Genomic DNA, 26762 nt, shown 5'->3' on the forward strand with positions numbered 1-26762 from the left:
GAGACTTGGCGACCGGAGATTTGGCGACCGGAGACTTGCCAACCGGAGACTGGGCTACCGAAGACTTCGCTGCCGCGGCTTCGCTCATGCGGTTGCACCGAAGCGTTTCCTGGCCTCCGCGACCGGCAGCGTCTCGCGCTCGCCGGTCCGGCGGTTCTTGATCTCGATCTCGCCGGCGGCCACGCCGCGCGGCCCGACGATCACCTGCCAGGGCAGGCCGATCAGGTCGGCGGTGGCGAACTTGCCGCCCGGCCGCTGGTCGGTGTCGTCGTAAAGCACATCCTTGCCGGCGCCGGTGAAGGCGGCGTAGAGCTCGCCGCAGACGCGGTCGCACTCGGCGTCGCCGGCCTTCATGTTGATCAGGCCGATGTCGAACGGCGTCACCGCTTCCGGCCAGATGATGCCGTTATCGTCATGGCTGGCCTCGATGATCGCCGCCACCAGCCGCGACGGACCGATACCGTAGGAGCCGCCGGAAACGAAATGATCCTTGCCGTCGGGCCCGGTCACCTTGGCGCCCATGGGCTTGGAATATTTGTCGCCGAAATGGAAGATGTGGCCGACCTCGATGCCGCGTGCCGAGACCCGGTCGGCTTCGCCAAGCTTGTCCCAGGCCGCCTCGTCATGCATCTCGTCGGTGGCGGCGTAAGGCGTCGTCCACGTCTTGACGATGTCGGCGATCTCGCCGTCATTGCCGAAGTCGGTTTTCTCGCCGGGCACCTGCAGCGACAGATATTCGCGGTCGCAATAGACCTGGCTCTCGCCGGTGTCGGCCAGGATGATGAATTCATGGCTGAGATCGCCGCCGATCGGCCCGGTGTCGGCCCGCATCGGAATGGCCTGCAGCCCCATGCGCGTGAACGTCCTGAGATAGGATACGAACATGCGGTTATAGGCGGCCTTCGCGCCCTCGAAATCGAGGTCGAAGGAATAGGCATCCTTCATCAGGAATTCGCGCGAGCGCATAACGCCGAAGCGCGGCCGCACCTCGTCGCGGAACTTCCACTGGATGTGGTAGAGGTTTAGCGGCAAGTCCTTGTAGGACTTGACGTAGGCGCGCACGATCTCGGTGACCACTTCCTCATTGGTCGGACCGTAAAGCATGTCGCGGTCCTGCCGGTCCTTGATGCGCAGCATCTCCTTGCCGTAATCGTCATAGCGGCCGCTTTCGCGCCACAGATCGGCCGACTGGATGGTCGGCATCAGGATTTCCAGCGCGCCGGCGCGGTTCTGCTCCTCGCGGATGATGCGGCAGACCTTGTCGAGCACCAGCTTGCCCAGCGGCAGCCAGGAAAAGCTGCCCTGCCCCTGCTGGCGGATCATGCCGGCACGCAGCATCAGCCGGTGCGAGACGATCTCGGCCTCGCGCGGATTTTCTTTCAGGATGGGCAGGAAAAACTGCGACAAACGCATGGACAGGTCCGTGAGAGAGGAGGCTGCGCCGGAATCGGCGCGGCTGGCTTGCTTGCCCCGGCTTCATAGCTATTTCGTGACGGAATGGAAACCCGACCGGTCGCATCGGTCCGAAATCGCAAAAATCGATTCTTCTTCCAAAGACCTTCGCACCGAAAACGATAATGCTTCTGACGCAAAGTGATCGCCTGACTGCAAAGTCCTCACACACGCTTTGCGCGTCCGGGCTACGCGGCACACCTGGCCCCATTAATGCGGCAGCCCCGGCGTTGTTCGTTTCGCAAGCAAAGCCTGCCGCACTATTGTGCACTGCAGCACAGATTGCCCGATTGCGGGCAAAATTCTGCGTGACAATTTCATCAGGGTTAGGCTAGTGTGCGCCGATAACCGAGAGGGTGGAGAAAAATCTGCTCTCCTACGCGGTCAAAGTCTTGGGAGGATGCGATCTAGGCGCGGTTACCCGCTGCCGCCGGAAACCGGAAAACAGATCGGAACGCGTTTAAATTGCAAGGCCTTGTGCCTTGCATTTTTTTTGCCCGATCATCTGGTTAAATCAACCTGTTCCCAAATCACGTGAGCTTGCGTCAGCCTGATGCCCAGTCGTGATTCTAATACGGGTGGGCCATGCCTGGCCGCCTATTGCGCATCGCAGGCTGGTGAGACAAAACCTGAGTTTGGCGCTTCGAAAACAGGCACGAACACCCCACCCGATCTGTCGGCGGGAAAGTGGTTAGTTAGCCGGTGCCCGGCTGGCTTCGGGGATGATGTGCGGGACTTCGTCGAGGCTGTAGCCCAGCCCGTGCGTCAGGCTGTAGAAAACCCCCATGACGACAGCCGTGACGATGGTGGTGCGGATCACGGCGCGCAGCATATGCGGTCCGCGCGGCGCGCTCGCAACCGTGCCCAGCGTCACGTCCTGGTCGTCATCCTGCGTCTTGACGCTGAACGGCAGCACGATGAACAGCATCAGCCACCAGGTGATGAAGAACAGGGCGGCAAACGAAATCCAGCTCATGCCTGCTCCAGTTCGACCAGCGTGCCGAAGAAATCCTTGGGATGCAGGAACAGCACCAGCTTGCCGTGGGCGCCGGTTTTGGGATTGCCGTCGCCCAGCACGCGGGCGCCGCTCGCTTTGAGGTGATCGCGCGCGACAAGGATGTCGTCGACCTCGTAGCAGACATGATGCATGCCACCCGAGGGGTTCTTCGCCAGAAAGGCCGCGATCGGCGACCGTTCGCCCAGCGGCTCCAGGAGTTCGATCTTGGTGTTGCCGACATCGACGAACACCACGGTAACGCCATGCTCGGGCAGCGCTTGCGGCGCGGTGACCTTCGCGCCAAGCGTATCGCGATAGGCCGCAATCGCCGCGGCCAGGTCCGGTACGGCAAGTGCTACATGGTTCAGGCGTCCCAGCATGAAGTGCTCCACAAGTTAAGGGAGTAGGGAATAGGCAGCAGGCAGTAGTGATACATCTGCATTTTTCTCCACTGCCTACTGCCTACTGCCTATTCCCTCACCTCGTCACAAACACCGTCACCAGCGGCTTCTTGCCCCAGGCTTCGTTGGCGGCGCCGCGCACGGCGCGGCGCACCGCTTCCTGCACCAGGTCGAGGTCCTTGCGGCGCTGGCGAGGGATCGAGTCGACCGCGCCGACGGCCGCGTCGAGCATCAGATCTTCCATGTTTTCGCCACGGGCATCGGCCTCGGCGACGCCGATGGCGACCAGGTCGGGATCGCCGGCGAGCTCATATTTGTCGTCGAGCACGACATTGACCGCGACATGGCCGGCAAAGGATAGCTTGCGCCGGTCGCGTATGCCCATCGCCTGGTCGGTGCCGATCAGCCTGCCGTCCTTGTAGATGCGGCCGAACGGCACCTGGTCGATGATCGTGGCCGGACCCGGCGCCAGCCGCAGCATGTCGCCGTCGCGCACTTGCGCCACCTGGCCGATGCCCGACGTCGACATCAGCGACCCCTGCGCCACCAGATGCGCGGCTTCGCCGTGCACGGGAACGCCGATCTGCGGCCGCACCCATTCATACATCCTGCGCAATTCGCTGCGGCGGGGATGGCCGGAGACATGCACCAGCGCGTCGCCATCCTCGATGATCTTGATGCCGAGGTCGATGAGGCGGTTCTTGATCTCGAGGATCGCCTTCTCGTTGCCGGGAATGGTGCGTGAGGAAAACACCACCGTGTCGCCGGCCGTCAGCGACACCGATTTCATCTCGTCGCGCGACAGTTTTGCCAGCGCTGCCAGCGCCTCGCCCTGGCTGCCGGTGCAGATGATGACCAGGTTCTCGCGCGGGATGAAGCCGAAATCCTCTTCGGCGATGAACTCCGGCAGCCCGTCCATGTAGCCGAGTTCGCCGGCGACATCGATGACCCGCTTCAGCGAGCGGCCGAGCACCAGGCACTGGCGGCCGGCATCGCGCGCCGCCTTGGCGATGGAGACGATGCGTCCGACATTGGAGGAGAAGGTGGTGACGGCGACACGGCCGACAGCGCTCTGGATGACGCCCCTGAGGCCTTCGCCCACCGCCACTTCCGACGGCGATTCGCCTTCGCGCAGCGCATTGGTGGAATCGCAGACCAGCGCCAGAACGCCCTTGTCGCCATAGGCGCGAAACCGCGCCTCGTCGGTCTTGGGGCCGATCGTCGGTTCCGGATCGATCTTCCAGTCGCCGGTATGGATGACGGTGCCGGCCGGCGAGGTGATCGCCAGCGACATCGGCTCGGGGATGGAGTGCGCCACCGGAATGGCCTCGATCGAGAACGGGCCGACGGTGAATGTCTCGCCTGCCCGGTAGATCGTCACCGGAATTTTCTTCGGCGCGCCCTGCTCGCCCTGGCGCTTGGCGTCCAGCAAGCCGGCGCTGAACGGTGTCATCCACACCGGCGCCTTCAGCTTTGGCCAGATGTCGAGCAGCGCCCCGTAATGGTCTTCATGCGCGTGGGTGATGATGATGCCGCGCAGGCCGGCGAGGTTCTCCTCGATGAAGCGCGTATCGGGCAGGATCAGGTCGACGCCCGGATGCGCCGCGTCGGGAAAGGTCACGCCGACATCGACGACGATCCACTCGCGCGCGCTAGGCGGCCCATAGCCGTAAAGGGCGAAGTTCATGCCGATCTCGCCGACGCCGCCGAGCGGCACGAAGACGAGTTCGGCGTTTTGCGCTTTCGCCATCAATTTTCCCTTCCCGGCCCTTGCGACCAGCTCTAAATCTTTGCCGACGCGACGGCGCCGAAATGCACGTCGCCGGCGGCTACCGTCACGACCGACCCCTCATCATCGCGGATCACGAAACGGCAGTCCGCGTCAATGGTCTCGAAGGTACCGCGCACCACATTCCCGTCAATCCTGACAGCAACCTCGCCGCCAAGCCCCGCCGCGCGCGCCAGCCAGCGACGCCGGATGGCGTCGAGCCCGCGTCCGTCATCCCACAGCCGGGCATTGTCGGTCCAGGCATCGGACAGCGCCAAGAACAGCGTTTCGGCGTCGCATGTCGCGCCCAGCGCCTGAAGCGATGTCGCCGGATACGGCAAATCCGGCGGATGCGCCACCACATTGACGCCGATGCCCACCGCCACCGCGAAACGGCCGCCATCGAGAATGGCCGATTCCAGCAGGATGCCGGCCAGCTTGGCGCCGGAGGCCAGCACATCGTTCGGCCATTTCAGCTCGAAGCGGTTCTGCCCCTGGCTGGCGCCGTCGAGGCCGATGGCGATCCTGCCCTTCGGCACCACGGCGTCAAGCGCATCGGCCAGCGACAGGCCGGCGACGAAGCCCAGCGTCGCCGCCAGACGCAACTCACCGCCGGTGATGACCAGCAATGTCGCCGCCAGATTGCCCTCGGGCGATACCCAGGCCCTGCCGCGGCGGCCACGGCCGCTTTCCTGCTTCTTGGAAACGACCCACAATTTGCCGGGATCGCCTGCCCTTGCATGGTCCAGCGCAAGCGTGTTGGTGGAACCCACGCTGTCATGGGCCTCGAGCCGGAACCCTTCCGTCTCAGAGGTCGGAGCCAGCCGAAATGCCATCCGGTCAGAAAAATGTCTTGGCGGCGGCTTCGGCGTAGGTCGCGATCGGACCGCCGATCAACACATAGAACAGCACGAAAGCGCCGGAGACACCAAGCACGAGGCGCAGCTCAACCGCCATCGGCACGAAGCCACCGGCCGGTTCGTCGAACCACATGATCTTGATGATACGCAGATAGTAGAAAGCGCCCACGACGGAGGCCAGCACGCCGATGATCGCCAGCGCATAGAGGTTGGCGTTGATGGCGGCGAGGAACACGTACCATTTCCCCCAGAACCCGGCGAGCGGCGGGATGCCGGCCAGCGAGAACATCAGGATGGTCAGGATCGTCGCCATGATCGGGTTGGTCGACGACAGACCGGCGAGATCGCTGATCTGCTCGACATTGCCTTCCTTGCGCCGCATGGCGAGGATGAAGGCGAAGGTGCCGAGCGTCATGACGAGATAGATCAGCATGTAGATGGCGACGCCGCGCACGCCGGCCTGGCTGTTGGCGGCTAGGCCGACCAGCGCGTAGCCCATATGGCCGATCGAGGAGTACGCCATCAGCCGCTTGATGTTGGTTTGGCCGATCGCGGCGAAGGAGCCGAGCGCCATCGAGGCGATCGAGATGAAGACGATGATCTGCTGCCAGTCGGAATCGATCGGCTTGAAGGCGCCCATGGTGACGCGCACGATCAGCGCCATTGCCGCCATTTTGGGGGCAGCCGCCAGGAAGGCGGTGACCGGCGTCGGCGCGCCCTCGTAGACATCGGGCGTCCACATGTGGAACGGCACCGCGGAAATCTTGAAGGCAAGACCGGCCAAAACGAAAACCAGGCCGACGACGAGGCCGAGCTGGCGCTCACCGCTGCCAAGCGCCGAGGCGATTTCCTGGAAGCCGACATTGCCGGTGTAGCCGTAAATGAGGCTGATTCCGTAAAGCAGCATGCCCGACGACAGCGCGCCGAGCACAAAATACTTCAAACCGGCCTCGGTCGAACGCAGATTGTCGCGATTGATCGCCGCCAGCACGTAAATCGCCAGCGACTGCAGTTCGAGGCCGAGATAGAGCCCGATCATGCCGTTGGCCGAGATCATCAGCATCATGCCGAGCGTGCACAACAGGATCAGCACCGGGTATTCGAACTTGTCGAAATGCTCCTGCCTGGCGAAGCGCATCGACATCACCAGCGTCACCGCCGAACCGATCAGCGACAGCACCTTCATGAAGCGGGAGAACGGATCCTGGATGAAGGCGTTGCCATAGGCTGCGCCCTGCCCCGTGGGAAAGATCAGCCATAGGCCTGCGATCACCAGCACGGCGACGGCAAGGCCGGTCACCAGAATGGCAGTGTTGGCGCGCGAATAGGCGCCGACCATCAACAGCGCCAGCGCGCCGATGGCGAGGATCAGCTCCGGCGTCGAGAGCGAAAGGCTGGAGTAAAGGTCCGGCGTCATGGTTCGCAAAACCTCTGGTCAGTTCGCCGCCGCGGTTTGCGCGGCGCCGATGGATGCGGTGACATTGGTGACGAGCGCCTTGACCGATTGGGCCGTGGCATCGAAGACGGGAGCGGGATAAACGCCGAAGAAGATGACCAGCACGACCAGCGGGTAGATGATCGCCTTCTCGCGCGTCGACAGATCGAGCAGGCCCTTCAGGCTTTCCTTGGTCAGCGCGCCGAAGATCACCCGGCGGTAGAGCCAGAGTGCGTAGGCGGCCGACAGGATGACGCCGGTGGCGGCGAAGAACGCCACCCAGGTGTTGACCCGGAACACGCCGAGCATGGTCAGGAACTCGCCAACGAAACCTGACGTGCCCGGCAAGCCGACATTGGCCATGGTGAAGATCAGGAACACCGTGGCGTATTTCGGCATGTTGTTGACCAAGCCGCCATAGGCGTCGATCTCGCGCGTGTGCATGCGGTCGTAAATGACGCCGACGCACAGGAACAGCGCGCCCGAGACGAGGCCGTGGCTCAGCATCTGGAAGATCGCGCCCTGCACGCCTTCCTGGTTCATGGCGAAGATGCCCATGGTGACGAAGCCCATATGGGCGACGGAGGAATAGGCGATCAGCTTCTTCATGTCCTCCTGCATCAGCGCCACCAGCGAGGTGTAGATGATGGCGACGACCGACAGCGTAAACACCAGCGGCGCGAACATTTCCGAGGCCAGCGGGAACATCGGCAGGGAAAAGCGCAGGAAGCCGTACCCGCCCATTTTCAGCAGGATGCCGGCCAGGATCACCGAGCCCGCCGTCGGCGCTTCGACGTGGGCGTCGGGCAGCCAGGTGTGCACCGGCCACATCGGCATCTTCACCGCGAAGGAGGCGAAGAAGGCCAGAAATAGCCATGTCTGCATGTGGGCCGGGAAGTTGTGGGTCAGCAGCGTCGGGATGTCGGTGGTGCCCGCCTGGAAGAACATCGCCATGATGGCGAGCAGCATCAGCACCGAGCCGGCCAGCGTGTAGAGGAAGAACTTGAACGAGGCATAGACGCGGCGCTTGCCGCCCCAGACGCCGATGATGATGAACATCGGGATCAGGCCGGCCTCGAAGAAGACGTAGAACAGCACGATGTCGAGCGCGCAGAACACGCCGATCATCAGCGTTTCCAGGAGCAGGAAGGCGATCATGTAGGCCTTGACCCGCTTGTCGATCGCTTCCCACGACGCCAGGATGCAGAGCGGCATCAGGAACGTCGTCAGGATGACAAACAGCATCGAAATGCCGTCGACGCCCATATGGTAGGAGATGCCGGAATCCAGCCAGGCAAACTTCTCGACGAACTGGAAGCCGGCCTGCGAATTGTCGAAGCCGGTCCAGATGAACAGCGAGATGATGAAGGTGGCCGCCGTCGTCGTGAACGCGATGGCGCGGATGTTGCGACGCGCATTCGGGCTGTCATCTCTGATGAACAGGATCAGCAGCACACCGACCAGCGGCAGGAAGGTGACCAGCGAGAGGATTGGCCAGGCGGTCATCAGAGCATCATCCAGGTGACGAGTGCGGCCACGCCGATCAGCATGGCGAAGGCATAGTGATAGAGGTAGCCGGTCTGCAGCTTGACGACGCGGTCGGTGACATCGACGACGCGCGCCGAAATGCCGTCAGGGCCGAGCCCGTCGATGATGGTGCCGTCGCCGGTCTTCCACAAGAACCTGCCCAGCGCCTTTGCCGGCCGCACGAACAGGACGTCGTAGAGCTCGTCGAAGTACCATTTGTTGAGCAGGAAGGCATAGAGCAGCCGATGGTTGGCGGCGACGCTCCGGGGCAGTTCCGGCGAGCGGATGTAGAACTTCCAGGCGACGGCAAAGCCGATGACCATGGCGACGAACGGTGCCAGCTCGACCCACAGCGGCAATTCGTGGATCTCGTGCAGGATGTGGTTGTCCGGCAGCGTGAACAGCGACGCCTTCCAGAATTCGGCATATCCTTCGCCGATGAAGGCGCCATGAAAGATAACGCCGGCAAACAGCGCGCCCGCGGCCAGGATGAACAGCGGCACCAGCATCACCGGCGGCAATTCATGGACATGGTGCATGACGTCGTGGCTCGCCCGCGGCTCGCCGTGGAAGGTCATGAAGATCAGCCGCCAGGAGTAGAAGGAGGTGAAGCAGGCGGCGATGACCAGCAGGACAAAAGCGAGGCCGGCGACCGAATTGTGGCCGGCAAAGGCAGCCTCGATGATGGCATCCTTGGAGAAGAAGCCGGCGGTGCCGATGACGGTCACCGGAATGCCGACGCCGGTCAGCGCCAGCGTGCCGATCACCATCATCCAGTAGGTCTTCGGAATGAGCTTCCGCAGGCCGCCCATCTTGCGCATGTCCTGCTCGTCGGAGACGGCATGGATGACCGAGCCCGAGCCCAGGAACAGCAGCGCCTTGAAGAAGGCGTGCGTGAACAGATGGAAAATCGCCGCGCCATAGGCGCCGACGCCGAGCGCCACGAACATGTAGCCGAGTTGCGAGCAGGTCGAATAGGCGATGACGCGCTTGATGTCGTTCTGGACCAGGCCGACGGTCGCCGCGAAGAAGGCGGTGAAGGCGCCGATGAAGGTCACCACGGTCAGCGCCGAATGCGACAGTTCGAACAGCGGCGACAGCCGCGCCAGCATGAACACGCCGGCCGTCACCATGGTGGCGGCATGGATCAGTGCCGAGACCGGGGTCGGGCCCTCCATCGCGTCCGGCAGCCAGGTGTGCAGCGGCACCTGCGCCGACTTGCCCATAGCGCCCATAAACAGCAGCAGGCAGACGATGGTCATGGCTGCCTGCTTGTCCAGCGCGTAGCCGAGGAAGGTCAGCACGGCCGCGCCTTGTGGGGCGCCTTCAGCCGGAATGAACGTCGCGGCATTGGCGAAGATGGTGCCGAGATTGACCGAGCCGAACAAAACGAAGACGCCGAAAATGCCGAGCGCAAAACCGAAATCGCCGACGCGGTTGACGACGAAGGCCTTGATGGCCGCGGCATTGGCCGACGGCTTCTTGTACCAGAAGCCGATCAGCAAATAAGAGGCGAGACCCACGCCTTCCCAGCCGAAGAACATCTGCACCAGATTGTCGGCCGTCACCAGCATCAGCATGGCGAAGGTGAACAGCGACAGATAGGCGAAGAAGCGCGGTCGGTTCGGATCGTGGTGCATGTAGCCGATCGAATAGATGTGGACCAGCGCCGACACCGTGTTGACCACCACCAGCATGACCACCGTCAGCGTGTCGATCCTGAGCGCCCAGGACGCGTCGAGCCCGCCCGACTGGATCCAGCGCAGCACCGGCACGGTGAACACCTCGCCCTCGCCGAAGCCGACGGAGAAGAAGGCGACCCAGGACAGCACGGCCGAGATCACCAGGAAGCCCGAGGTGATGTATTCCGATGCCTTGGCGCCCAGCGAATTGCCGAACAGACCGACGATCAGGAAGCCGAGCAGCGGAAGGAAGACGATCGCTTGATACATGTTAGCCCCGTCAACCCTTCATCTGGTTCACGTCTTCGACCGCGATCGAGCCGCGGTTGCGGAAGAAGACGACGAGAATGGCAAGACCGATGGCCGCTTCGGCGGCGGCGACCGTCAGCACGAACAGGGCAAACACCTGGCCGACGAGATCGCCCAATGCCGCCGAGAAGGCAACGAAATTGATGTTGACCGCCAAAAGGATCAGCTCGATCGACATCAGGATGACGATGATGTTCCTGCGGTTCAGGAAGATGCCGAACACGCCCAGCGTGAACAGGATCGCCGATACGGTCAGGTAATGTGCGATGCCGACGACCATCTCAGAGCCCCTCGCCCGACTTGACCTTGCGGATTTCCATGCCTGTCGCCGGCGTGCGGCCGACCTGGGCTGCGATCGACTGCCGCTTGATCCCTTCCTTGTGGCGCAGCGTCAGGACGATGGCGCCGATCATGGCGACCAGCAGGATGAGGCCCGAAATCTGGAAGTAGTAGAGGTAGTCGGTATAGAGGATGTCGCCGAGTGCTGCGGTGTTTGTGCGCGCGGCAAGATCCGGGATGGGTTTGGAGACCGTCGAGGCCAGTTGCGGCGCGAAGGTGTAGCCGCCGAGCACCACGATCAGCTCGGCCGCCAGGATCAGCCCGACCAGCGCGCCGATCGGCGCATATTGCAGGGCGCCTTCCTTCATCTCGGCGAAGTCGACATCGAGCATCATGACGACGAACAGGAACAGCACCATGACCGCGCCGACATAGACGACAAGCAGGATCATCGCCAGGAACTCGGCGCCGGTCAGCATGAACAGGCCGGCGGCGTTGAAGAAGGTCAGGATCAGGAACAGCACGGAATGCACGGGGTTGCGCGACGAAATGACCATGAAGGCCGACGCCACCGCGACAAAGGCGAAGAGGTAGAAAAAGGCCGCCTCTAGTCCACTCAGCATTGGGGATCCCCCGGGTTCCTGTCCAAACAGGACATCCGTCCTGTTTGATTTCTGCGACCGCCTCCGGCCGGCAAGTTGCGTTGTCCTTAGACGAGGCCCCTCGCCCCGTCCATGCGTCAAATGTCAGCGGTAGGGCGAGTCCAGCGAGATGTTGCGCGCCAGTTCGCGCTCCCAGCGGTCGCCATTCGCCAGCAGCCTGTCCTTGTCGTAGTAAAGCTCTTCGCGCGTCTCCGTCGCGAACTCGAAATTCGGCCCCTCGACGATGGCGTCGACCGGGCAGGCTTCCTGGCAGAAGCCGCAATAGATGCACTTCACCATGTCGATGTCGTAGCGCACGGTGCGGCGAGTGCCGTCATTGCGGCGCGGGCCGGCCTCGATGGTGATCGCCTGCGCCGGACAGATCGCTTCGCACAATTTGCAGGCGATGCAGCGTTCCTCGCCATTGGGATAGCGGCGCAGCGCATGCTCGCCACGGAAGCGCGGGCTGGTCGGCCCTTTCTCGTGCGGATAGTTGATCGTTTCCTTCGGCGCGAAGAACTGGCGCATCGACAGGAAGAAGGCGCTGACGAAATCCTGCAGCAGCAGCGATTTTGCGGCCTGGCCAAAAGCGGACATCACGCAAACCCCGTGATTTTGAGGAAGGCCGCGGTGGCAACGACCATGAACAGGGAGATCGGCAGGAACACTTTCCAGCCCAGCCGCATCAGCTGGTCGTATCGGTAGCGCGGCACGAAGGCCTTCACCATGGAGAACATGAAGAACATCAGGCAGATCTTGAGCACGAACCAGATCACGCCGGGCACCCAGGTGAAGGGGGCGAAGTCGAAGGGCGGCAGCCAGCCGCCGAGGAACAGGATGGTGGCCAGCGCGCACATCATCACCACGGCGACATATTCGCCGAGGAAGAACAACAGGAACGGCGTCGAGGAGTATTCGACCATATGGCCGGCGACGAGTTCCGACTCGGCTTCCACCAGGTCGAAGGGCGGGCGGTTGGTCTCGGCCAGCGCCGAGATGAAGAAAATGACGAACATCGGGAACAGCGCCAGCCAGTGCCAGTCGAGGAAGCTGTTGGGCAGGCCAAGCTTGGTGCCCAGCCCATCCTGCTGCGACAGCACGATGTCCGACAGGTTGAGCGAGCCGACGCAGAGCAGCACGGTGACGATGACGAAGCCGATCGAGACTTCGTAGGACACCATCTGCGCCGCCGAGCGCAGCGCGCCGAGGAACGGGTATTTCGAGTTGGACGCCCAGCCGCCCATGATCACGCCGTAGACCTCGAGCGAGGAGATGGCGAAGACGTAGAGGATGCCGACATTGACGTTGGCGATCCCCCAGCCCGCATTGACGGGAATGACCGCCCAGGCCGAGATTGCCAGCACGGCCGACACCAGCGGCGCCAGCAGGAACACGCCCTTGTTGGCGCCGGACGGAATGACCGGTTCCTTGAAGACGAATTTCAGCAGATCGGCGAAAGCCTGCAGCGTGCCCCACGGGCCGACGACGTTCGGGCCGCGGCGCAATTGCACCGCCGCCCAGATCTTGCGGTCGGCGTAAAGCAGGTAGGCAACCCCGATCAGCAAAACGACGATCAGCACGACCGACTTTAAAAGGATGATCAGCGTCGGCACCACATAGAAGGAGAAGAAAGTGTCCATGTCTACTCTGCCGCCTGCCTGAAGCCGTTTTTCGCCAGCGCCGAGCATTCCGCCATGACGGCGGAGGCCCGCGCGATCGGGTTCGTCAGATAGAAATCCGTGACCGGCGAGGTGAAAGTGCCCTTGTTCAGCCGCCCGCCGAGCTTCGCCACCCTGGCGATGTCGTCGGGGTTGCCTGAGACAACATGATCGATGCGGGCGAGATGCGGGTATTCGCCATAGAGTTTGGCGCGCAACTGCTGCAGCGAATCGAAGGGTAGTTTCTTGCCCAGCACATCGGACAATGCCCTCAGGATCGCCCAGTCCTCGCGCGCATCGCCCGGCGCGAAGCCGGCGCGGTTGGTCTGCTGCACGCGTCCCTCGGTGTTGACATAGGTGCCGGACTTTTCGGTGTAGGCGGCTCCCGGCAGGATGACATTGGCGCGGTGCGCACCGGCGTCGCCATGCGTTCCGACATAGACAACGAAGGCGCCGCCGGTCTTGGACATGTCGATCTCGTCGGCGCCGAGCAGGAACAGAACCTCGCTCTCCCCCAGCATGCCGGCAACGTTCTTGCCGCCCTTGCCAGGCACGAAGCCGACATCGAGACCGCCGACGCGCGCGGCCGCAGTGTGCAGCACGGCAAAGCCGTTCCAGTCGGCGCGGGCAGCGTTCACGGCCGTGGCGAGTTTCGCCGCTTGGCCGAGCACCGCCGCGCCGTCGGCACGCGATAGTGCGCCCTGGCCGACGATGATCAGCGGATGCGTCGCCTTCTTCAGCACCTGGAAGAACTTGCCGTTGCCATCGGCCAAGTCTTTCAGCGACTCCGGACCGGCGCCGAGCTGTTCATAGTCGTAACGCGTGTCGCCGACCTCGCCGATGACGCCGACCGGCAGATTGCCGATCCGCCAGCGCTTGCGGATGCGGGCATTGAGCACCGAGGCCTCGAAGCGCGGATTGCCGCCGATGATCAGCACCGCGTCGGCCTGCTCGATGCCCTCGATGGTGGGGTTGAAGATGTAGCTGGCGCGGCCGAGCGCGGGATCGAGTGCGGCGCCGTCCTGGCGGCAATCGGTGTTCTTCGAGCCCAACGCAGCCATAAGCTGCTTAAGCGCGTAGATTTCCTCGACGGCGGCAAGATCGCCCGCAATCGCGCCGATTTTCTCGGGCGCCGCATTCGACACCGCATCCCTGATCGCAACGAACGCTTCGGCCCAGCTGGCCGGCGCCAGCTTTCCGTCCTTGCGGACATAGGGGCGGTCGAGGCGCTGCGTGCGCAATCCGTCCCAGATGAAGCGGGTCTTGTCGGAAATCCACTCCTCGTTCACCGCTTCATTGACGCGCGGCAGGATGCGCATCACCTCGCGGCCACGGCTGTCGACGCGGATTGCCGAGCCGACGGCGTCCATGACGTCGATGGATTCTGTCTTGGTCAGCTCCCACGGCCGCGCCTGGAAGGCGAACGGCTTCGACGTCAGCGCGCCGACCGGGCAGAGGTCGATGACATTGCCCTGCAGCTCCGAGGTCATGGCGCTTTCGAGATAGGTGGTGATCTCGGCATCCTCGCCGCGGCCGATCAGGCCAAGCTCGGAAATGCCCGCAACTTCCGTGGTGAAGCGAACGCAGCGCGTGCAGTGGATGCAGCGGTTCATAACCGTCTTGACCAGTGGGCCGATATACTTGTCTTCGACCGCGCGCTTGTTCTCGTGATAGCGCGAGGAATCGACGCCGAAGGCCATCGCCTGGTCCTGCAGGTCGCATTCGCCGCCCTGGTCGCAGATCGGGCAATCCAGCGGATGGTTGATCAAAAGGAATTCCATCACGCCTTCGCGGGCCTTCTTGACCATCGGCGTGTTGGTGAAGATTTCAGGCGCCTCGCCATTCGGACCCGGACGCAGGTCGCGCACATTCATGGCGCAGGAGGCCTGCGGCTTCGGCGGCCCGCCCTTCACCTCGATCAGGCACATGCGGCAATTGCCGGCGATCGACAGCCGCTCATGGAAGCAGAAGCGCGGCACTTCCGCGCCGGCGTCCTCGGCCGCCTGCAGCAGCGTGTAGTGGTCGGGTACAGTGATCTCTTTCCCGTCGACCTTGAGCTTTGCCATCAATTGCCCCCGGCGGTCTGCGCCGTCTCATATGCCTGAAACAGATCGCTCAGCCTGATGCCATTGATCATCATGCCGGCGACTTCAGCGTTTTCTATCTTCAAATTGCTCATATTCACATTGCTGAAAAACGCGTCCGAGAGGTTCGCGTCGTCCACAACGGCCGCCGACAGGTCGACGTTGTGAAACTGCGTGTTCGACAAGTTCACATCGTCAAATCTGGAGTTGCTGACGATGGCATTGCGCACATCGAGAACATCGCTCCTGTCGTGGATCTCCATGCCTGCCACCCCTACTTCTTCGCCTTGGCGGCCAGCGTCAGCGCCGCGGCCTGGCGGGTCCACTCGTCGCGGCCGATTCGGCCGGTGAGCGACAGGTAGTCCTCGACCCAGGCGATCTCTTCCGGCGTCCACGCCGCGATCTGGGCAAAGGTCCAGATGCCGAGGCCGTTCAGCACTTTTTCCAGCTTCGGTCCAACGCCGGTGATCGCCTTGAGATCCGACGGCTTGGCCGGACGAGCCACGGCCTTGGGCTGTCTGAAATCCTCCGGCATCAATCCGATCGTCGCGCCTTCGGCGACGGCATCGGTCTTCTCCGGCTCGGCATCGACGGTGCGAGCGGCAATATCGGTCACATCCTGGGCAAAACTCTGCGCCTCGGCGATCAGGGTTCTGGTCGCCGCGCGCGCCTTGGTGGCCGGCGCGGTCTCGGAGAACTCTTGGGTGCGCTGCTCGAAATCGTCGATGATCGGCTGGAAAATCCGCTGCGATGCCTCGGCAGCACCCGACAAGGCGCCTAGCCACACGCCAAAGGCATGGTTGGCAAGGCCGAAGCCCAGCGCCGACATGGCGGCGGCACCCGCGACAGGATGCGCGAGAAGGTTGACGGCGCTGGCCATCTCCTTCGGCATCATCCTTGTCAAATCCTGGTTCATCTTCTCAAGCTGGTCCAAATTGGGCATCAAAGGGTTCGAATAGGGCGCCATAGACATCTCCTGGTCGTTTCTTCGTCAGCCCCGCCCCTATATTTCCGTCCGGGGCTTGCGCCCGATTTCAATCTACTCAGCAGCCACCATCACCGGTTCGGCCCGGTGCGCGTTGCGCGAAAACTCGTCGATGCGCCGCTCCACCTCGCCGCGGAAATGCCGCATCAGGCCCTGGATCGGCCATGCCGCGGCATCGCCCAGCGCGCAGATCGTATGACCCTCCACCTGTTTGGTGACGTCGAGCAGCATGTCGATCTCGCGCTTCTGCGCCTCGCCGCGCACCAGCCGCTCCATCACCCGCCACATCCAGCCGGTGCCTTCGCGGCATGGCGTGCACTGGCCGCAGCTCTCATGCTTGTAGAAATAGGAAAGCCTGGCGATCGCCTTCACGATATCGGTCGATTTGTCCATGACGATGACAGCCGCCGTGCCAAGGCCGGATTTCAGGTCGCGCAAAGCATCGAAATCCATCGGCGCATCGATGATCTGCTCGGCCGGCACCAGCGGCACCGAAGCGCCGCCCGGAATGACCGCCAGGAGATTGTCCCAGCCGCCGCGAATGCCGCCGCAATGGGTTTCGATCAGCTCGCGGAACGGGATCGACATCGCCTCTTCGACGGTGCACGGATTGTTGACGTGACCCGAGATGCAAAACAGCTTGGTGCCGACATTGTTGGGCCGGCCAAAGGACGAGAACCAGGCGGCGCCACGGCGCAAAATGGTCGGCGCGACCGCGATTGACTCGACATTGTTCACGGTAGTCGGACAACCGTACAAGCCGACATTGGCTGGGAATGGCGGCTTCAGCCGGGGCTGGCCCTTCTTGCCTTCGAGGCTTTCGAGAAGTGCTGTTTCCTCGCCACATATATAGGCGCCGGCGCCGTGATGCATGTAGATGTCGAAATCGTATCCGGACGTGTTGTTCTTGCCGATCAGCCTGGCCTCGTAGGCCTCGTCGATGGCGCGCTGCAGCGCCTCGCGCTCACGGATGAACTCGCCGCGCACATAGATGTAGGCGGCGACCGCGCCCATGGCGAAGCCGGCGATGAACGAGCCCTCGACCAGGGTGTGCGGATCGTTGCGCAGGATATCGCGGTCCTTGCACGTGCCGGGCTCGGACTCGTCGGCGTTGACAACGAGATAACTCGGCCTTCCATCGCTCTGCTTGGGCATGAACGACCATTTCAGCCCGGTCGGGAAGCCGGCGCCGCCACGGCCGCGCAGGCCGGACGCCTTCATCTCATTGACGATCCACTCTCGCCCCTTGGCGATGATGCCGGGCGTGTTGTCCCAGGCGCCGCGCGCCATCGCGCCGGCCAGTGACTTGTCGAAGAGCCCGTAGATGTTGTTGAAGATGCGGTCTTTGTCAGCCAGCATGACTTACCTCTTTCCCCGCAAGACGATCGAGACCCACACCAGCACGCCTATGCCGGTCGCGGCCATCGATTCCAGGGTATCCGAAAACGGCAATTCGACGAGGCGCCGAAGCCCCTCCAGAAGGATGTTGGCAGCAGCGATGCAGACAACGCCGATGACAATGCTGCGCAGCGACAGCAAAGATCCGGTGCTTTTGCGCTTCAGCCATCAACGTGGCTCCTTGCCGAAGACGCGGATGTATTCGGCGACGCCGCCCTTGGCGAGCGCCTTGGCCTGCTTGCCCCAGTCGTCGCGCTCGATGCGGCCCTGGAAAGCGAGATATCCATCCACCCAGTCGCGCTCGGCCTTATTCCAGGATGCGACCTGTGTGAAGGTGAAGATGCCAAGCGAATGAAGGATGCCCTCGATCTTCGGGCCAATGCCCGAGATCAGCTTGAGATCGTCGACCGCAGCCGGCCTGTCGATTCCGGCCGGACGGTTCTTGTCCTCGAGCGACGGCTTTGCGGGTCTGGCTGTCGGCGCCTTGACGGTCGGGGCCACCGGGGCGTTGGCCGCTGGCGCCTTGAATTCCGGAGCGATGAAGGCAGCTGCCGGCGTGGAGGTGGTCTTCGGGCCATTACGCTGCTTGGCGACCTTCTCGACTTCAGGCGCCGCGGTGTTGGCGTTGGCGGCCGAATGCAGGGGCGCCGGGACGCTCGCCGCTTTTTCCGCCGCCGGTGCAACCTTGGCCCTGGAGGGCGACTTCAACGCCGAGCTGGTTTCCGGCGCATCGGTTTTCGGTTTGCCGGCGTTGGATGGCGCGACCGGGGCGGCCGCTGCAGGAGCGGCAGGAGCCGGAACAGGCGCCGCAATGATTGCGTCGGGCGCCGCGTGGGCAGCCTTGCTCGCCGCCCTGGCTTCCTTGTCCCGCGTTGCTTTGAGGATCGCCTTTTCGCTCTTCAGCGTCGTCAGGCCAGGCGCCGGCTCCGAGCCGGTTCTGCCGTTTTGCGGTCCCGTGGGAACCGAGGCGCCCTTGCCCGCATCGTAAAGATCGATGATTTCGGCCAGCCGCTCGGGGGTGAGATCCTCGAACGTATCCTTGAAGACCATCACCATCGGCGCGTTGACGCAGGCGCCGAGGCATTCGACTTCCTCCCACGACAGTGTGCCCTTGTCGTTGGTGTGGAATTGGTCGTGATGGATTTTCGAGCGGCACACATCCATCAGCGCTTCCGAGCCGCGCAGCATGCAGGGCGTGGTGCCGCAGACCTGGATATGTGCGCGCGTGCCGACCGGATTGAGCTGGTACTGCGTGTAGAAGGTCGCGACTTCGAGGCCGCGAATGCGCGGCATGCCGAGCATGTCCGAAATCGTCTCGATCGCCGCCTTGGTGACCCAGCCTTCCTGCTCCTGCGCAATCATCAGCAAGGGAATGATCGCCGACTGCTCGCGGCCCTTCGGATATTTCTTGATCCATTGCTTCGCAACCGCCGCATTCGCCCGGTTGAAGGCGAAGGAGGCTGGCTGGACGCTTGCTTCTGCGAGACGGCGGACTGACATTTAGCGATCGGGCCCCTGCTCTGCTACGAGAGCTATTGCGGTTTCACATTCTTTCTGATGAGAAAACGGAATGCGTTCGGCAGATCGAGCAACACTCGCAAATCGCTCTGCGGGCAACATGTATTGCCACAGCCCCAGAACAGTTTGCCTTACTTGAGGCGAGATCCATGGCATGACCGCATCAGCGTCGATGTCATCGTCGAACAAGTGCTCGTAAAAAGCGACACCAGCCGCATTCCAAATCTGTTTGTTCGGGTGAACGGCAGCCCATTGGGCGAACCCGTGCATTCTACCCAGCTTGTCGACGTCATTGTCGCGGTGGGCAAGGCGCGTCTTGGGTAGCAGGGTAAAAAAGAAGTCATAGATCGAACAGTGCTGAGTCGAGTTGTAAGAAGCCTCTGCGAACTCGACCGGCAGCATGGCTTTTGCCAATTCGCGCCACCGCGGTAGGGCAGCGTCGGCATTCCCTCGAACACCGACCTGAGAGCGCACTGTAGGATTGGCTGCCGCCATCACCGATCAACCTCCCCGAAGACGATATCGAGGGAACCCAGGACGGCAGTGACGTCGGCCAGCATGTGGCCGCGGCAGAGGAAATCCATGGCTTGCAGATGCGCGAAGCCGGGCGCGCGCAGCTTGCAGCGATAGGGCTTGTTGGTGCCGTCGGAGACGAGATAGACACCGAACTCGCCCTTCGGCGCCTCGACGGCAGCATAGACCTCGCCGGCCGGCACGCGATAGCCCTCGGTGTAGAGCTTGAAATGATGGATCAGCGCTTCCATCGAGCGCTTCATCGCCTGGCGCTTCGGCGGCACCACCTTGCCGTCGAGGTTCGACACCGGCCCGGTGCTCTCCTTGCCGAGCAGAAGGTCGACGCACTGGCGCATGATTTTCGCCGACTGGCGCATCTCTTCCATGCGCACGAGATAACGGTCGTAGCAGTCGCCGTTCTTGCCGATCGGGATGTCGAAATCCATCTCGGAATAGCATTCATAAGGCTGCGACTTGCGCAAATCCCAGGCCGCACCCGAGCCGCGCACCATGACGCCGGAAAAGCCCCAGGCCCAGGCGTCGGCAAGCGACACGATACCGATATCGACATTGCGTTGCTTGAAGATGCGGTTGCCGGTAAGCAGCCTGTCGAGGTCGTCAAGCGACTTCAGGAACGGGTCGATCCACTTGCCGATGTCCTCGACCAGCTTCGCCGGCAGATCCTGGTGCACGCCGCCGGGACGGAAATAGGCCGCATGCATGCGCGAACCGGAAGCGCGCTCATAAAACACCATCAGCTTTTCGCGTTCGACGAAACCCCACAGCGGCGGCGTCAGCGCGCCGATATCCAGCGCCTGCGTCGTCACATTGAGGATGTGCGACATGATGCGGCTGAGCTCGGAATAGAGCACGCGGATCAACTGGCCGCGCTTCGGCACTTCGATGCCGAGCAACCGCTCGGTGGCGAGCGCGAAGGCATGCTCCTGGTTCATCGGTGCGCAATAGTCGAGCCGGTCGAGATAGGGCACTGCCTGCAGATAGGTTTTGTGCTCGATCAGCTTTTCGGTGCCGCGATGCAGCAAGCCGATATGCGGATCGACGCGGTCGACCACCTCGCCGTCAAGCTCCAGCACAAGACGCAAAACACCGTGCGCCGCAGGGTGCTGCGGTCCGAAGTTGATGTTAAAGTTGCGGACGGAGGTTTCAGCCATTCTGGCGCCTCTGGCGAAGAGTCAGTAGTGAGTAGTGAGTAGTGATCATCAATCTCAATGCCTGCTTCATTCCGCCTGCTTGGCCTGCACCGTTCGGATAAGAGATCTCATCATTTTTCCAATCTCTTCGCATCGCAGCAGCAGCTCAATCTCATTGTCTTTTCGCAGCAGGCCAACCCGACATGCCAGCAGTATGTGTGTCTCCAGTTCCTTCAACGAGCCTTGCGCCATGCGCAAAAATTGAACGAACGACCCTCTGTTCTCCCGACCGTATCCCTCCGCGACGTTCGCTGCGACCGAAACCGCCGATCGGCGCATCTGAGAGGTCATGCCGTAAATCTCATCCCTCGGAAACTCTTTGGTGAAACGGTAGCAATCCTCAGCAAGCGTCATCGCCGATTGCCACACCTTCAAGTCGCGATAAGATTCGATCCGTTGCTCCAAATCTTTTGCTACTGACTACTCACTACTTCCTACTCACTGTTTCGCCTTCTCATCGCCCGGCAGGACGTAGTCCGTCCCTTCCCATGGCGAGAGAAAATCGAAGTTCCTGAATTCCTGCTTCAATTCCACCGGCTCGTAGATCACGCGCTTGGCTTCGTCGTCGTAGCGCACCTCGACGAAACCGGTCAGCGGGAAGTCCTTGCGCAGGGGATGGCCCTCGAAACCGTAGTCCGTGAGGATGCGGCGCAGGTCCGGATGGCCGGAGAACAGCACGCCATAGAGATCGTAGGCCTCGCGCTCATACCAGTCGGCGCCGGGATAGACAGCGGTGAGCGACGGCACCAGCGTCTCTTCGTCGGCCTGCACCTTGATGCGGATGCGCAAATTCTGCTTCGGCGAAAGCAAATGATAGACGACATCGAAACGCTTGACGCGCGACGGGTAGTCGGCGCCGCAGATATCGATGATCGAAATGAACTGGCAGCCCGAATTGTCACGCAGGAAGCTTGTCACCTCGATCAGATTGTCTGTAGCAACCGAGATCGTCAGTTCGCCATAGGCAAGCACCGCATCGGTGACGCGGCCCGGCAGCTTTTCGCCGAGATAGGTCGACAGTTCGCTCAGGGATGCGGCCATGGGTCTACCGTTCGATCGTGCCGGTGCGGCGGATCTTCTTCTGCAGGAGAAGAATGCCGTAGAGCAGCGCTTCGGCGCTCGGCGGGCAGCCGGGCACATAGATGTCGACCGGCACGATGCGGTCGCAGCCGCGCACCACCGAATAGGAATAGTGATAATAGCCGCCGCCATTGGCGCAGGAGCCCATCGAGATGACGTAGCGCGGCTCCGGCATCTGGTCGTAGACCTTGCGCAAAGCGGGGGCCATCTTGTTGGTCAGCGTTCCCGCCACGATCATTATGTCCGACTGGCGCGGCGACGCGCGAGGAGCCACGCCAAACCGCTCCAAATCATAGCGCGGCATCGAGGTGTGGATCATCTCGACGGCACAGCAGGCGAGACCGAAGGTCATGAACATCAGCGAGCCGCTGCGTGCCCAGGTGATCAGCGCCTCGGTCGAGGTGACCAGAAAACCCTTGTCGGCCAGTTCATTGTTGATCTCGAGGAAGAACGGATCGTCGGAACCGACCGGACGTCCGGTATTGGGGTCGATCAGGCCTTTGGGCTTCGGCGCGACGAGCGTTTCGGAACTGTCGTTCAATCCCATTCCAGCGCTCCTTTTTTCCACTCATAGGCAAAGCCGATGGTCAGCACCGCCAAAAACACCATCATCGACCAGAAACCGAGCATGCCGATCTTCGAGAACGACACCGCCCACGGAAACAGGAAGGCCACTTCCAGATCGAAGATGATGAACAGGATCGACACCAGGTAGAAGCGGATGTCGAATTTCATCCGGGCATCGTCGAACGAGTTGAACCCGCACTCGTAGGCGGAAAGCTTCTCCGGATCGGGATTGCGATAAGCCACCAGGAACGGCGCGATGATAAGCGCCAGGCCTACAACTGCGGCCACGGCGATGAAGAGGACGATGGGCAGGTATGAACTGAGGAGTACGTTCATGCTCGGCTTTCCGTTGGCGGCCAATCCACTTTGATTACAGCAACCAACCCTAATGCGGAAGCGCGACAGTTTAACCGCTGAACCGTTTTAGGTGCCTTTGCTGCAACGCGGCGAGGGTTAGCGCACGGCTTTCAGCGAAGCAAGTCAAACCTTGTTCAAAAGACAGTGCTGGACGGCAGGCCGGGAAAAACTGGTCCGATCTCCTCCTGTTTGATTTCCTTCATCTTTCACTCCACTTTTGTCTCCTGACACATCTCCCGCCATTTGCCTGCTAGCATGACCGGAATCGCCGGCTAAAGTCGGGAAAATGGTTCGAGGCAAGACACTTTGACGAAGGACAAAATCTCACTCCCCGCGGCCAGGCGCATCGCGCTCGCCGCGCAAGGATTTCTCGATCCCCGCCCGGTCGGCACGCCCGATCGCCGCCACCTCGCCCGCGTGCTGTCGCGCACCGGCTTGCTGCAGATCGATTCCGTCAGCGCGGTGGTGCGCGCCCACTATATGCCGCTCTATTCGCGGCTTGGCCCCTACCCGCTGGCTTTGCTCGACAATGCGGCCATCACCCGCAAACGCACGGTGTTCGAATACTGGGCGCATGAGGCCTCGTTCCTGCCGGTCGAGACCTACCCGCTGATGCGCTGGCGCATGCAGCGGGCCGAGCAAGGCGACGAAATGTATCTCGGCCTCGCCAAATGGGGCCGCGAGCACGCCGCCTATATCGAAGAGATCTACCGCGCGGTCGCCGAGCGCGGCCCGATTGCCGCTTCGGCACTGGAAGGCCAGAAAGGTTCGGGCGGCTGGTGGGGCTGGAGCCACGCCAAGCACGCCTTCGAATGGCTCTTCTGGGCCGGACGCATCACCACGGCGCACCGCCGTGGCTTCGAACGCTTCTATGACCTGCCCGAGCGCGTGCTGCCGCAGGCGATCCTCGATCTGCCGGTGCCGGCCGCCGAGGACGCGCACCGCGAATTGCTGCGCATTTCTGCCCGCGCCCACGGCATCGCGACGTCGGGTGACCTGCGCGATTATTTCCGCTTGTCGCCGGCCGACATGAAGGGCCGGTTGGAGGAACTGGTCGAGATGGGCGAGTTGCTGCCGGTAAACGTCGAAGGTTGGGACAAGCCGGCTTACCTCTATAGGGACGCCCGCCTGCCGCGAAAGATCGAGGCCCGCGCCTTGCTGGCCCCCTTCGATCCGGTGGTCTTCGAGCGCGCGCGCACCGAGCGTCTCTTCGATTTCCGCTACCGCATCGAGATCTACACCCCGGCCGACAAGCGGCAATATGGCTATTACGTGCTGCCTTTCTTGCTCGGCGACAAGATCGTCGCCCGCGTCGACCTCAAGGCCGACCGGCCTGCGAGTGTCTTACGCGTCCACGCCGCCTATGCCGAAGCAGGCGCACCGCCTGAGACCACCGCACAGCTTTTCGAGGAACTAAAGGAGATGCAGGGCTGGCTTGGCCTTGAGCGCATCGAAGTGACGCCGGCCGGCAATCTGGGGCCGGCATTGGCTAGCGAGAGAGATGGCCAACCCTTGCAGCGTCTGTCATAGACGCCTCAATAAGCCTCGTAGGTTGTGCAATGGCATCGGACAAAGTGCTCGACATGATCCATGGCGCCCTCATTGCGCATGGAATAGATGCAGTCCGCAGAGATAGGGACGTCATGCTCCAATCGAAGCAGCTTCGGTTTGAGGCTGAGGTGTTCGAGACGAGTTCTGACCGGCTGGTCCTGGAAATCTACATTTTTTCTCCGCTGCTTGATGTTCAGCCGGTCATTGAATCCTTTGCTGGCTTCGGCGACACGCGCGAACAGGAACTGAACCAGGCGTTTGAAAAGTTTCTCCGTGGTGTTTTCCATGTGGCCATTGAGGGACTGGCCGATCACGTCTGCGAGAACATGCAGGCCGAAATAGAGCTTTGGCAGCGAAGCAGCGCCAGTTGGAAGATCTGGCGAAAAGATGCCCGCTGGAAAATCTATAGCGGCCCGGTCATTTCCCAGGCCACAACCGAGCTATGCTCGCTGACACCAGGCTATCCAGCATTCTATGCCAAGCTGGAAAAGCTGTTCACAGCTTCGGTACCCCCCGGAAGCCATTTTGTCCGGACCTTTCTGGCAGGCTTGAAGGGCACGCTGATTAGTGCCGAAGTCCTTCTGGACAACGCGGTTTGGCATGAGGGACAGAATCTGGCTGTCGGTCATGACTGGGACTATAGCGATGGCTATCAAGCTATCCGACAGGTCATCCTGGCACTGCCGGAAGCCGGGACATGACAGCCCCTGCCGACATCGCCATGTCGTAGCCGTGCGTTGACACCGCTGCCTGCAAAAGCCTAAATCCGCTCCAGACGGTCCCCTGCCCGCAACGGCAAGGGCCAAGAGGGAATGCGGTGCGGGACGAAAAAATCCCAAATCCGCGGCTGTCCCCGCAACTGTAAGCGAAGAGCCAAGGCCGAAAGCCACTGGGTAACACCGGGAAGGCGGCTAACCAAGGCAATGACTCGCGAGCCAGGAGACCTGCCGTCTGAGACAAAGTATCCGATCGCCTGGCGGGTTTCCGGGCAAGGAGCACGGTTTTTGGACCAGAACAGCAGTTTTTCGGCTGGCACAACGGACATTGCGTCCGGCGACAACGACGCCCTGACCGGCGTGACCGTCATCGTCTGCGCCTCCTGCCGCGATGAGACCGGTTCCGACGCCCATCCGCGCGCCGGCGAATTGCTGGCTGAGGACACAGGCCGCGCCGCTGCCGGCGATATCCGGGTCCGCACCGCCGAATGTCTCGGCAATTGCAAGCGCCGCCTCAGCGCCGCGATCCTGCGCGATGGCTGCTGGAGCTATGTCTTCGGCGATCTGACCGCAACCAGCGGCGCCGACCTCGTTACCGGCGCAAAGCTCTTCGCGACTTCGGCCGACGGCCTCATCCCGTGGCGCGGCCGGCCCGATAGCCTCAAGCGCGGCCTCGTTGCCCGCATCCCACCCCTCGACATGCTGAAGGACTGACGATGAACGCTTCAAACCCGGCCGCCAACCTCTCCCGTGTTCCCTGCACTGTCGTTACAGGCTTCCTCGGCGCCGGCAAGACGACGCTGGTCCGCCATCTCCTGGAAAATGCCGGCGGCAAGCGCATCGCCATCATCGTCAACGAGTTCGGCGACATCGGCATCGACGGGGAAATCCTGAAAGGCTGCGGCATCGACACCTGCCCCGAGGAAAACATCGTCGAACTGGCCAATGGCTGCATCTGCTGTACAGTCGCCGACGATTTCGTGCCCGCCCTCGACAAGATCCTCGCGCTGACACCGAAGGTTGACCACATCCTGATCGAGACCTCGGGCCTGGCTCTGCCCAAGCCGCTGGTCCAGGCGTTCCAGTGGCCGAGCGTGAAGAGCCGGGTAACCGTCGACGGTGTCATCGCCGTGGTAGACGGCCCGGCGCTGGCCGAAGGCCGCGTCGCCAACGACATGGACGCTTTGCAGGCACAGCGCGCTCAGGACGAGACGCTCGACCATGACGATCCTGTCGAAGAAGTGTTCGAGGACCAGATCGCCTGCGCCGATTTGATCATCCTGTCGAAGAGCGATCTGATGGACGCCCCCGGTTCGGCCCGCGCCAACGCCATCATCAATGAACATTCCGCCCGCGCGGTAAAAATCGTGCCGACTGCGCATGGCAAGGTCGACCCGTCGGTGCTGCTTGGCCTCGGTCTCGCCGTCGAAGACGACATCGAGAACCGCAAGTCGCATCACGACGGCGCTTTCGATCATGAGCATGACGATTTCGACACCTTCATCGTCGACATCCCCTCGATCGCCAATCCCGACGACCTGGCCAAGCGCGTCGCCACCGCCGCCGAACAGGAAAACGTGTTGCGTGTAAAAGGCTTCGTCGATGTCGGCGGCAAGCCGATGCGGCTTTTGCTGCAGGCCGTCGGCCCGCGCGTCAATCATTACTATGACCGCGCCTGGGCGGCTGAGGACGACCGCCGCTCGCGTCTTGTCGTCATTGGCCTGAAAGGACTGAACCGCCCGGCGATCGAGCGTATACTCGCCGGCTGATCCA

General features: G+C 62.3%; 28 protein-coding genes and 1 riboswitch. Of the genes, 4 read left to right on the top strand and 24 right to left on the bottom strand.

The window, feature by feature from the left end:
* Positions 1–84 precede the first annotated feature (84 nt).
* The 24 genes from proS to AC3EMP_RS24905 all read right to left on the bottom strand — a co-directional run bounded on the left by proS (position 85) and on the right by AC3EMP_RS24905 (position 22701).
* Positions 85–1413: a proline--tRNA ligase gene (proS, locus tag AC3EMP_RS24790; RefSeq protein ID WP_023735912.1), complete on the bottom strand. Its 1329-nt coding sequence runs from the start codon at positions 1411–1413 to the stop codon at positions 85–87.
* 730 nt (positions 1414–2143) lie between these two features.
* Positions 2144–2428, bottom strand: a complete 285-nt coding sequence (locus AC3EMP_RS24795; protein ID WP_023698332.1) for a DUF1467 family protein — start codon at positions 2426–2428, stop codon at positions 2144–2146.
* Positions 2425–2829 carry a methylmalonyl-CoA epimerase gene (gene mce, locus AC3EMP_RS24800; RefSeq protein WP_352712309.1) on the bottom strand — a complete coding sequence of 135 codons (405 nt, stop codon included), beginning with the start codon at positions 2827–2829 and terminating at the stop codon, positions 2425–2427. The genes AC3EMP_RS24795 and mce overlap by 4 nt, the downstream gene beginning before the upstream one ends.
* Positions 2830–2926: 97 nt before the next feature.
* A complete protein-coding gene (locus tag AC3EMP_RS24805; RefSeq protein WP_023690300.1) occupies positions 2927–4600 on the bottom strand; it encodes a ribonuclease J in 1674 nt (557 codons plus the stop codon).
* Between the two features lie 32 nt (positions 4601–4632).
* The gene (locus tag AC3EMP_RS24810; protein ID WP_023670806.1) at positions 4633–5454 is read right to left on the bottom strand and encodes a biotin--[acetyl-CoA-carboxylase] ligase; all 822 of its coding nucleotides are present in this window, start codon (positions 5452–5454) and stop codon (positions 4633–4635) included.
* Between the two features lie 4 nt (positions 5455–5458).
* Positions 5459–6895, bottom strand: coding sequence for an NADH-quinone oxidoreductase subunit NuoN (nuoN, locus tag AC3EMP_RS24815; protein ID WP_352595432.1), 1437 nt, complete (start codon positions 6893–6895; stop codon positions 5459–5461).
* 18 nt (positions 6896–6913) lie between these two features.
* Entirely contained in the window at positions 6914–8419 is a 1506-nt protein-coding gene (locus AC3EMP_RS24820) for an NADH-quinone oxidoreductase subunit M (protein WP_023670808.1), read from the bottom strand.
* The gene (gene nuoL / locus AC3EMP_RS24825) at positions 8419–10392 is read right to left on the bottom strand and encodes an NADH-quinone oxidoreductase subunit L (protein WP_488494685.1); all 1974 of its coding nucleotides are present in this window, start codon (positions 10390–10392) and stop codon (positions 8419–8421) included. Before nuoL ends, AC3EMP_RS24820 begins: the two co-directional genes overlap by 1 nt.
* Before the next feature lie 10 nt (positions 10393–10402).
* Positions 10403–10711, bottom strand: coding sequence for an NADH-quinone oxidoreductase subunit NuoK (gene nuoK, locus AC3EMP_RS24830; protein WP_023670810.1), 309 nt, complete (start codon positions 10709–10711; stop codon positions 10403–10405).
* Between the two features lies 1 nt (position 10712).
* The gene (locus AC3EMP_RS24835) at positions 10713–11333 is read right to left on the bottom strand and encodes an NADH-quinone oxidoreductase subunit J (protein WP_023670812.1); all 621 of its coding nucleotides are present in this window, start codon (positions 11331–11333) and stop codon (positions 10713–10715) included.
* Between the two features lie 123 nt (positions 11334–11456).
* Positions 11457–11948, bottom strand: a complete 492-nt coding sequence (nuoI, locus tag AC3EMP_RS24840) for an NADH-quinone oxidoreductase subunit NuoI (RefSeq protein WP_023685203.1) — start codon at positions 11946–11948, stop codon at positions 11457–11459.
* Positions 11948–12991 (bottom strand): NADH-quinone oxidoreductase subunit NuoH, encoded by a 1044-nt coding sequence (nuoH, locus tag AC3EMP_RS24845; RefSeq protein WP_023735918.1) that lies wholly within the window; start codon positions 12989–12991, stop codon positions 11948–11950. Before nuoH ends, nuoI begins: the two co-directional genes overlap by 1 nt.
* A gap of 2 nt (positions 12992–12993) precedes the next feature.
* Positions 12994–15075, bottom strand: coding sequence for an NADH-quinone oxidoreductase subunit NuoG (gene nuoG, locus AC3EMP_RS24850; RefSeq protein ID WP_023735919.1), 2082 nt, complete (start codon positions 15073–15075; stop codon positions 12994–12996).
* Positions 15075–15356, bottom strand: a complete 282-nt coding sequence (locus AC3EMP_RS24855) for a pentapeptide repeat-containing protein (protein ID WP_023690954.1) — start codon at positions 15354–15356, stop codon at positions 15075–15077. Before AC3EMP_RS24855 ends, nuoG begins: the two co-directional genes overlap by 1 nt.
* 11 nt (positions 15357–15367) lie before the next feature.
* The gene (locus tag AC3EMP_RS24860; RefSeq protein ID WP_023690305.1) at positions 15368–16060 is read right to left on the bottom strand and encodes an NADH-quinone oxidoreductase subunit E; all 693 of its coding nucleotides are present in this window, start codon (positions 16058–16060) and stop codon (positions 15368–15370) included.
* 72 nt (positions 16061–16132) lie between these two features.
* Positions 16133–17437, bottom strand: coding sequence for an NADH-quinone oxidoreductase subunit NuoF (nuoF, locus tag AC3EMP_RS24865; protein ID WP_023670819.1), 1305 nt, complete (start codon positions 17435–17437; stop codon positions 16133–16135).
* Positions 17438–17440: 3 nt separating this feature from the next.
* On the bottom strand, positions 17441–17617 hold the full coding sequence (locus AC3EMP_RS24870) for a hypothetical protein (RefSeq protein ID WP_023733804.1): 177 nt from the start codon (positions 17615–17617) through the stop codon (positions 17441–17443).
* 27 nt (positions 17618–17644) lie between these two features.
* A complete protein-coding gene (locus tag AC3EMP_RS24875) occupies positions 17645–18976 on the bottom strand; it encodes an NADH-quinone oxidoreductase subunit E (protein WP_023670821.1) in 1332 nt (443 codons plus the stop codon).
* Entirely contained in the window at positions 18977–19489 is a 513-nt protein-coding gene (locus AC3EMP_RS24880; RefSeq protein WP_352712313.1) for a DUF7674 family protein, read from the bottom strand.
* Entirely contained in the window at positions 19489–20679 is a 1191-nt protein-coding gene (locus AC3EMP_RS24885; RefSeq protein WP_023685196.1) for an NADH-quinone oxidoreductase subunit D, read from the bottom strand. Before AC3EMP_RS24885 ends, AC3EMP_RS24880 begins: the two co-directional genes overlap by 1 nt.
* A gap of 66 nt (positions 20680–20745) precedes the next feature.
* The gene (locus AC3EMP_RS24890) at positions 20746–21123 is read right to left on the bottom strand and encodes a four helix bundle protein (protein WP_031193090.1); all 378 of its coding nucleotides are present in this window, start codon (positions 21121–21123) and stop codon (positions 20746–20748) included.
* A 33-nt stretch (positions 21124–21156) separates the two neighbouring features.
* Complete coding sequence (locus tag AC3EMP_RS24895; protein ID WP_023685194.1) at positions 21157–21759, bottom strand: NADH-quinone oxidoreductase subunit C; 603 nt, start codon at positions 21757–21759, stop codon at positions 21157–21159.
* Between the two features lie 4 nt (positions 21760–21763).
* A complete protein-coding gene (locus AC3EMP_RS24900) occupies positions 21764–22345 on the bottom strand; it encodes a NuoB/complex I 20 kDa subunit family protein (protein WP_488494686.1) in 582 nt (193 codons plus the stop codon).
* Positions 22336–22701: an NADH-quinone oxidoreductase subunit A gene (locus AC3EMP_RS24905; protein ID WP_023670825.1), complete on the bottom strand. Its 366-nt coding sequence runs from the start codon at positions 22699–22701 to the stop codon at positions 22336–22338. Before AC3EMP_RS24905 ends, AC3EMP_RS24900 begins: the two co-directional genes overlap by 10 nt.
* A gap of 327 nt (positions 22702–23028) precedes the next feature.
* Here AC3EMP_RS24905 and AC3EMP_RS24910 point away from each other — a divergent pair, with 327 nt between their 5' ends.
* From AC3EMP_RS24910 to cobW, 4 genes are all read left to right on the top strand, one after another.
* Complete coding sequence (locus tag AC3EMP_RS24910; protein ID WP_286438805.1) at positions 23029–24252, top strand: winged helix-turn-helix domain-containing protein; 1224 nt, start codon at positions 23029–23031, stop codon at positions 24250–24252.
* Positions 24253–24281: 29 nt separating this feature from the next.
* Positions 24282–24974, top strand: a complete 693-nt coding sequence (locus tag AC3EMP_RS24915) for a DUF6348 family protein (RefSeq protein ID WP_023690307.1) — start codon at positions 24282–24284, stop codon at positions 24972–24974.
* Positions 24975–25032: 58 nt separating this feature from the next.
* Positions 25033–25239, top strand: a riboswitch (cobalamin riboswitch).
* A gap of 38 nt (positions 25240–25277) precedes the next feature.
* Positions 25278–25703: a DUF1636 family protein gene (locus AC3EMP_RS24920; protein ID WP_023685191.1), complete on the top strand. Its 426-nt coding sequence runs from the start codon at positions 25278–25280 to the stop codon at positions 25701–25703.
* 2 nt (positions 25704–25705) lie between these two features.
* A complete protein-coding gene (gene cobW / locus AC3EMP_RS24925) occupies positions 25706–26758 on the top strand; it encodes a cobalamin biosynthesis protein CobW (RefSeq protein ID WP_023698338.1) in 1053 nt (350 codons plus the stop codon).
* Positions 26759–26762: the final 4 nt, after the last annotated feature.

The sequence above is a fragment of the Mesorhizobium sp. P160219 genome (assembly GCF_057786095.1).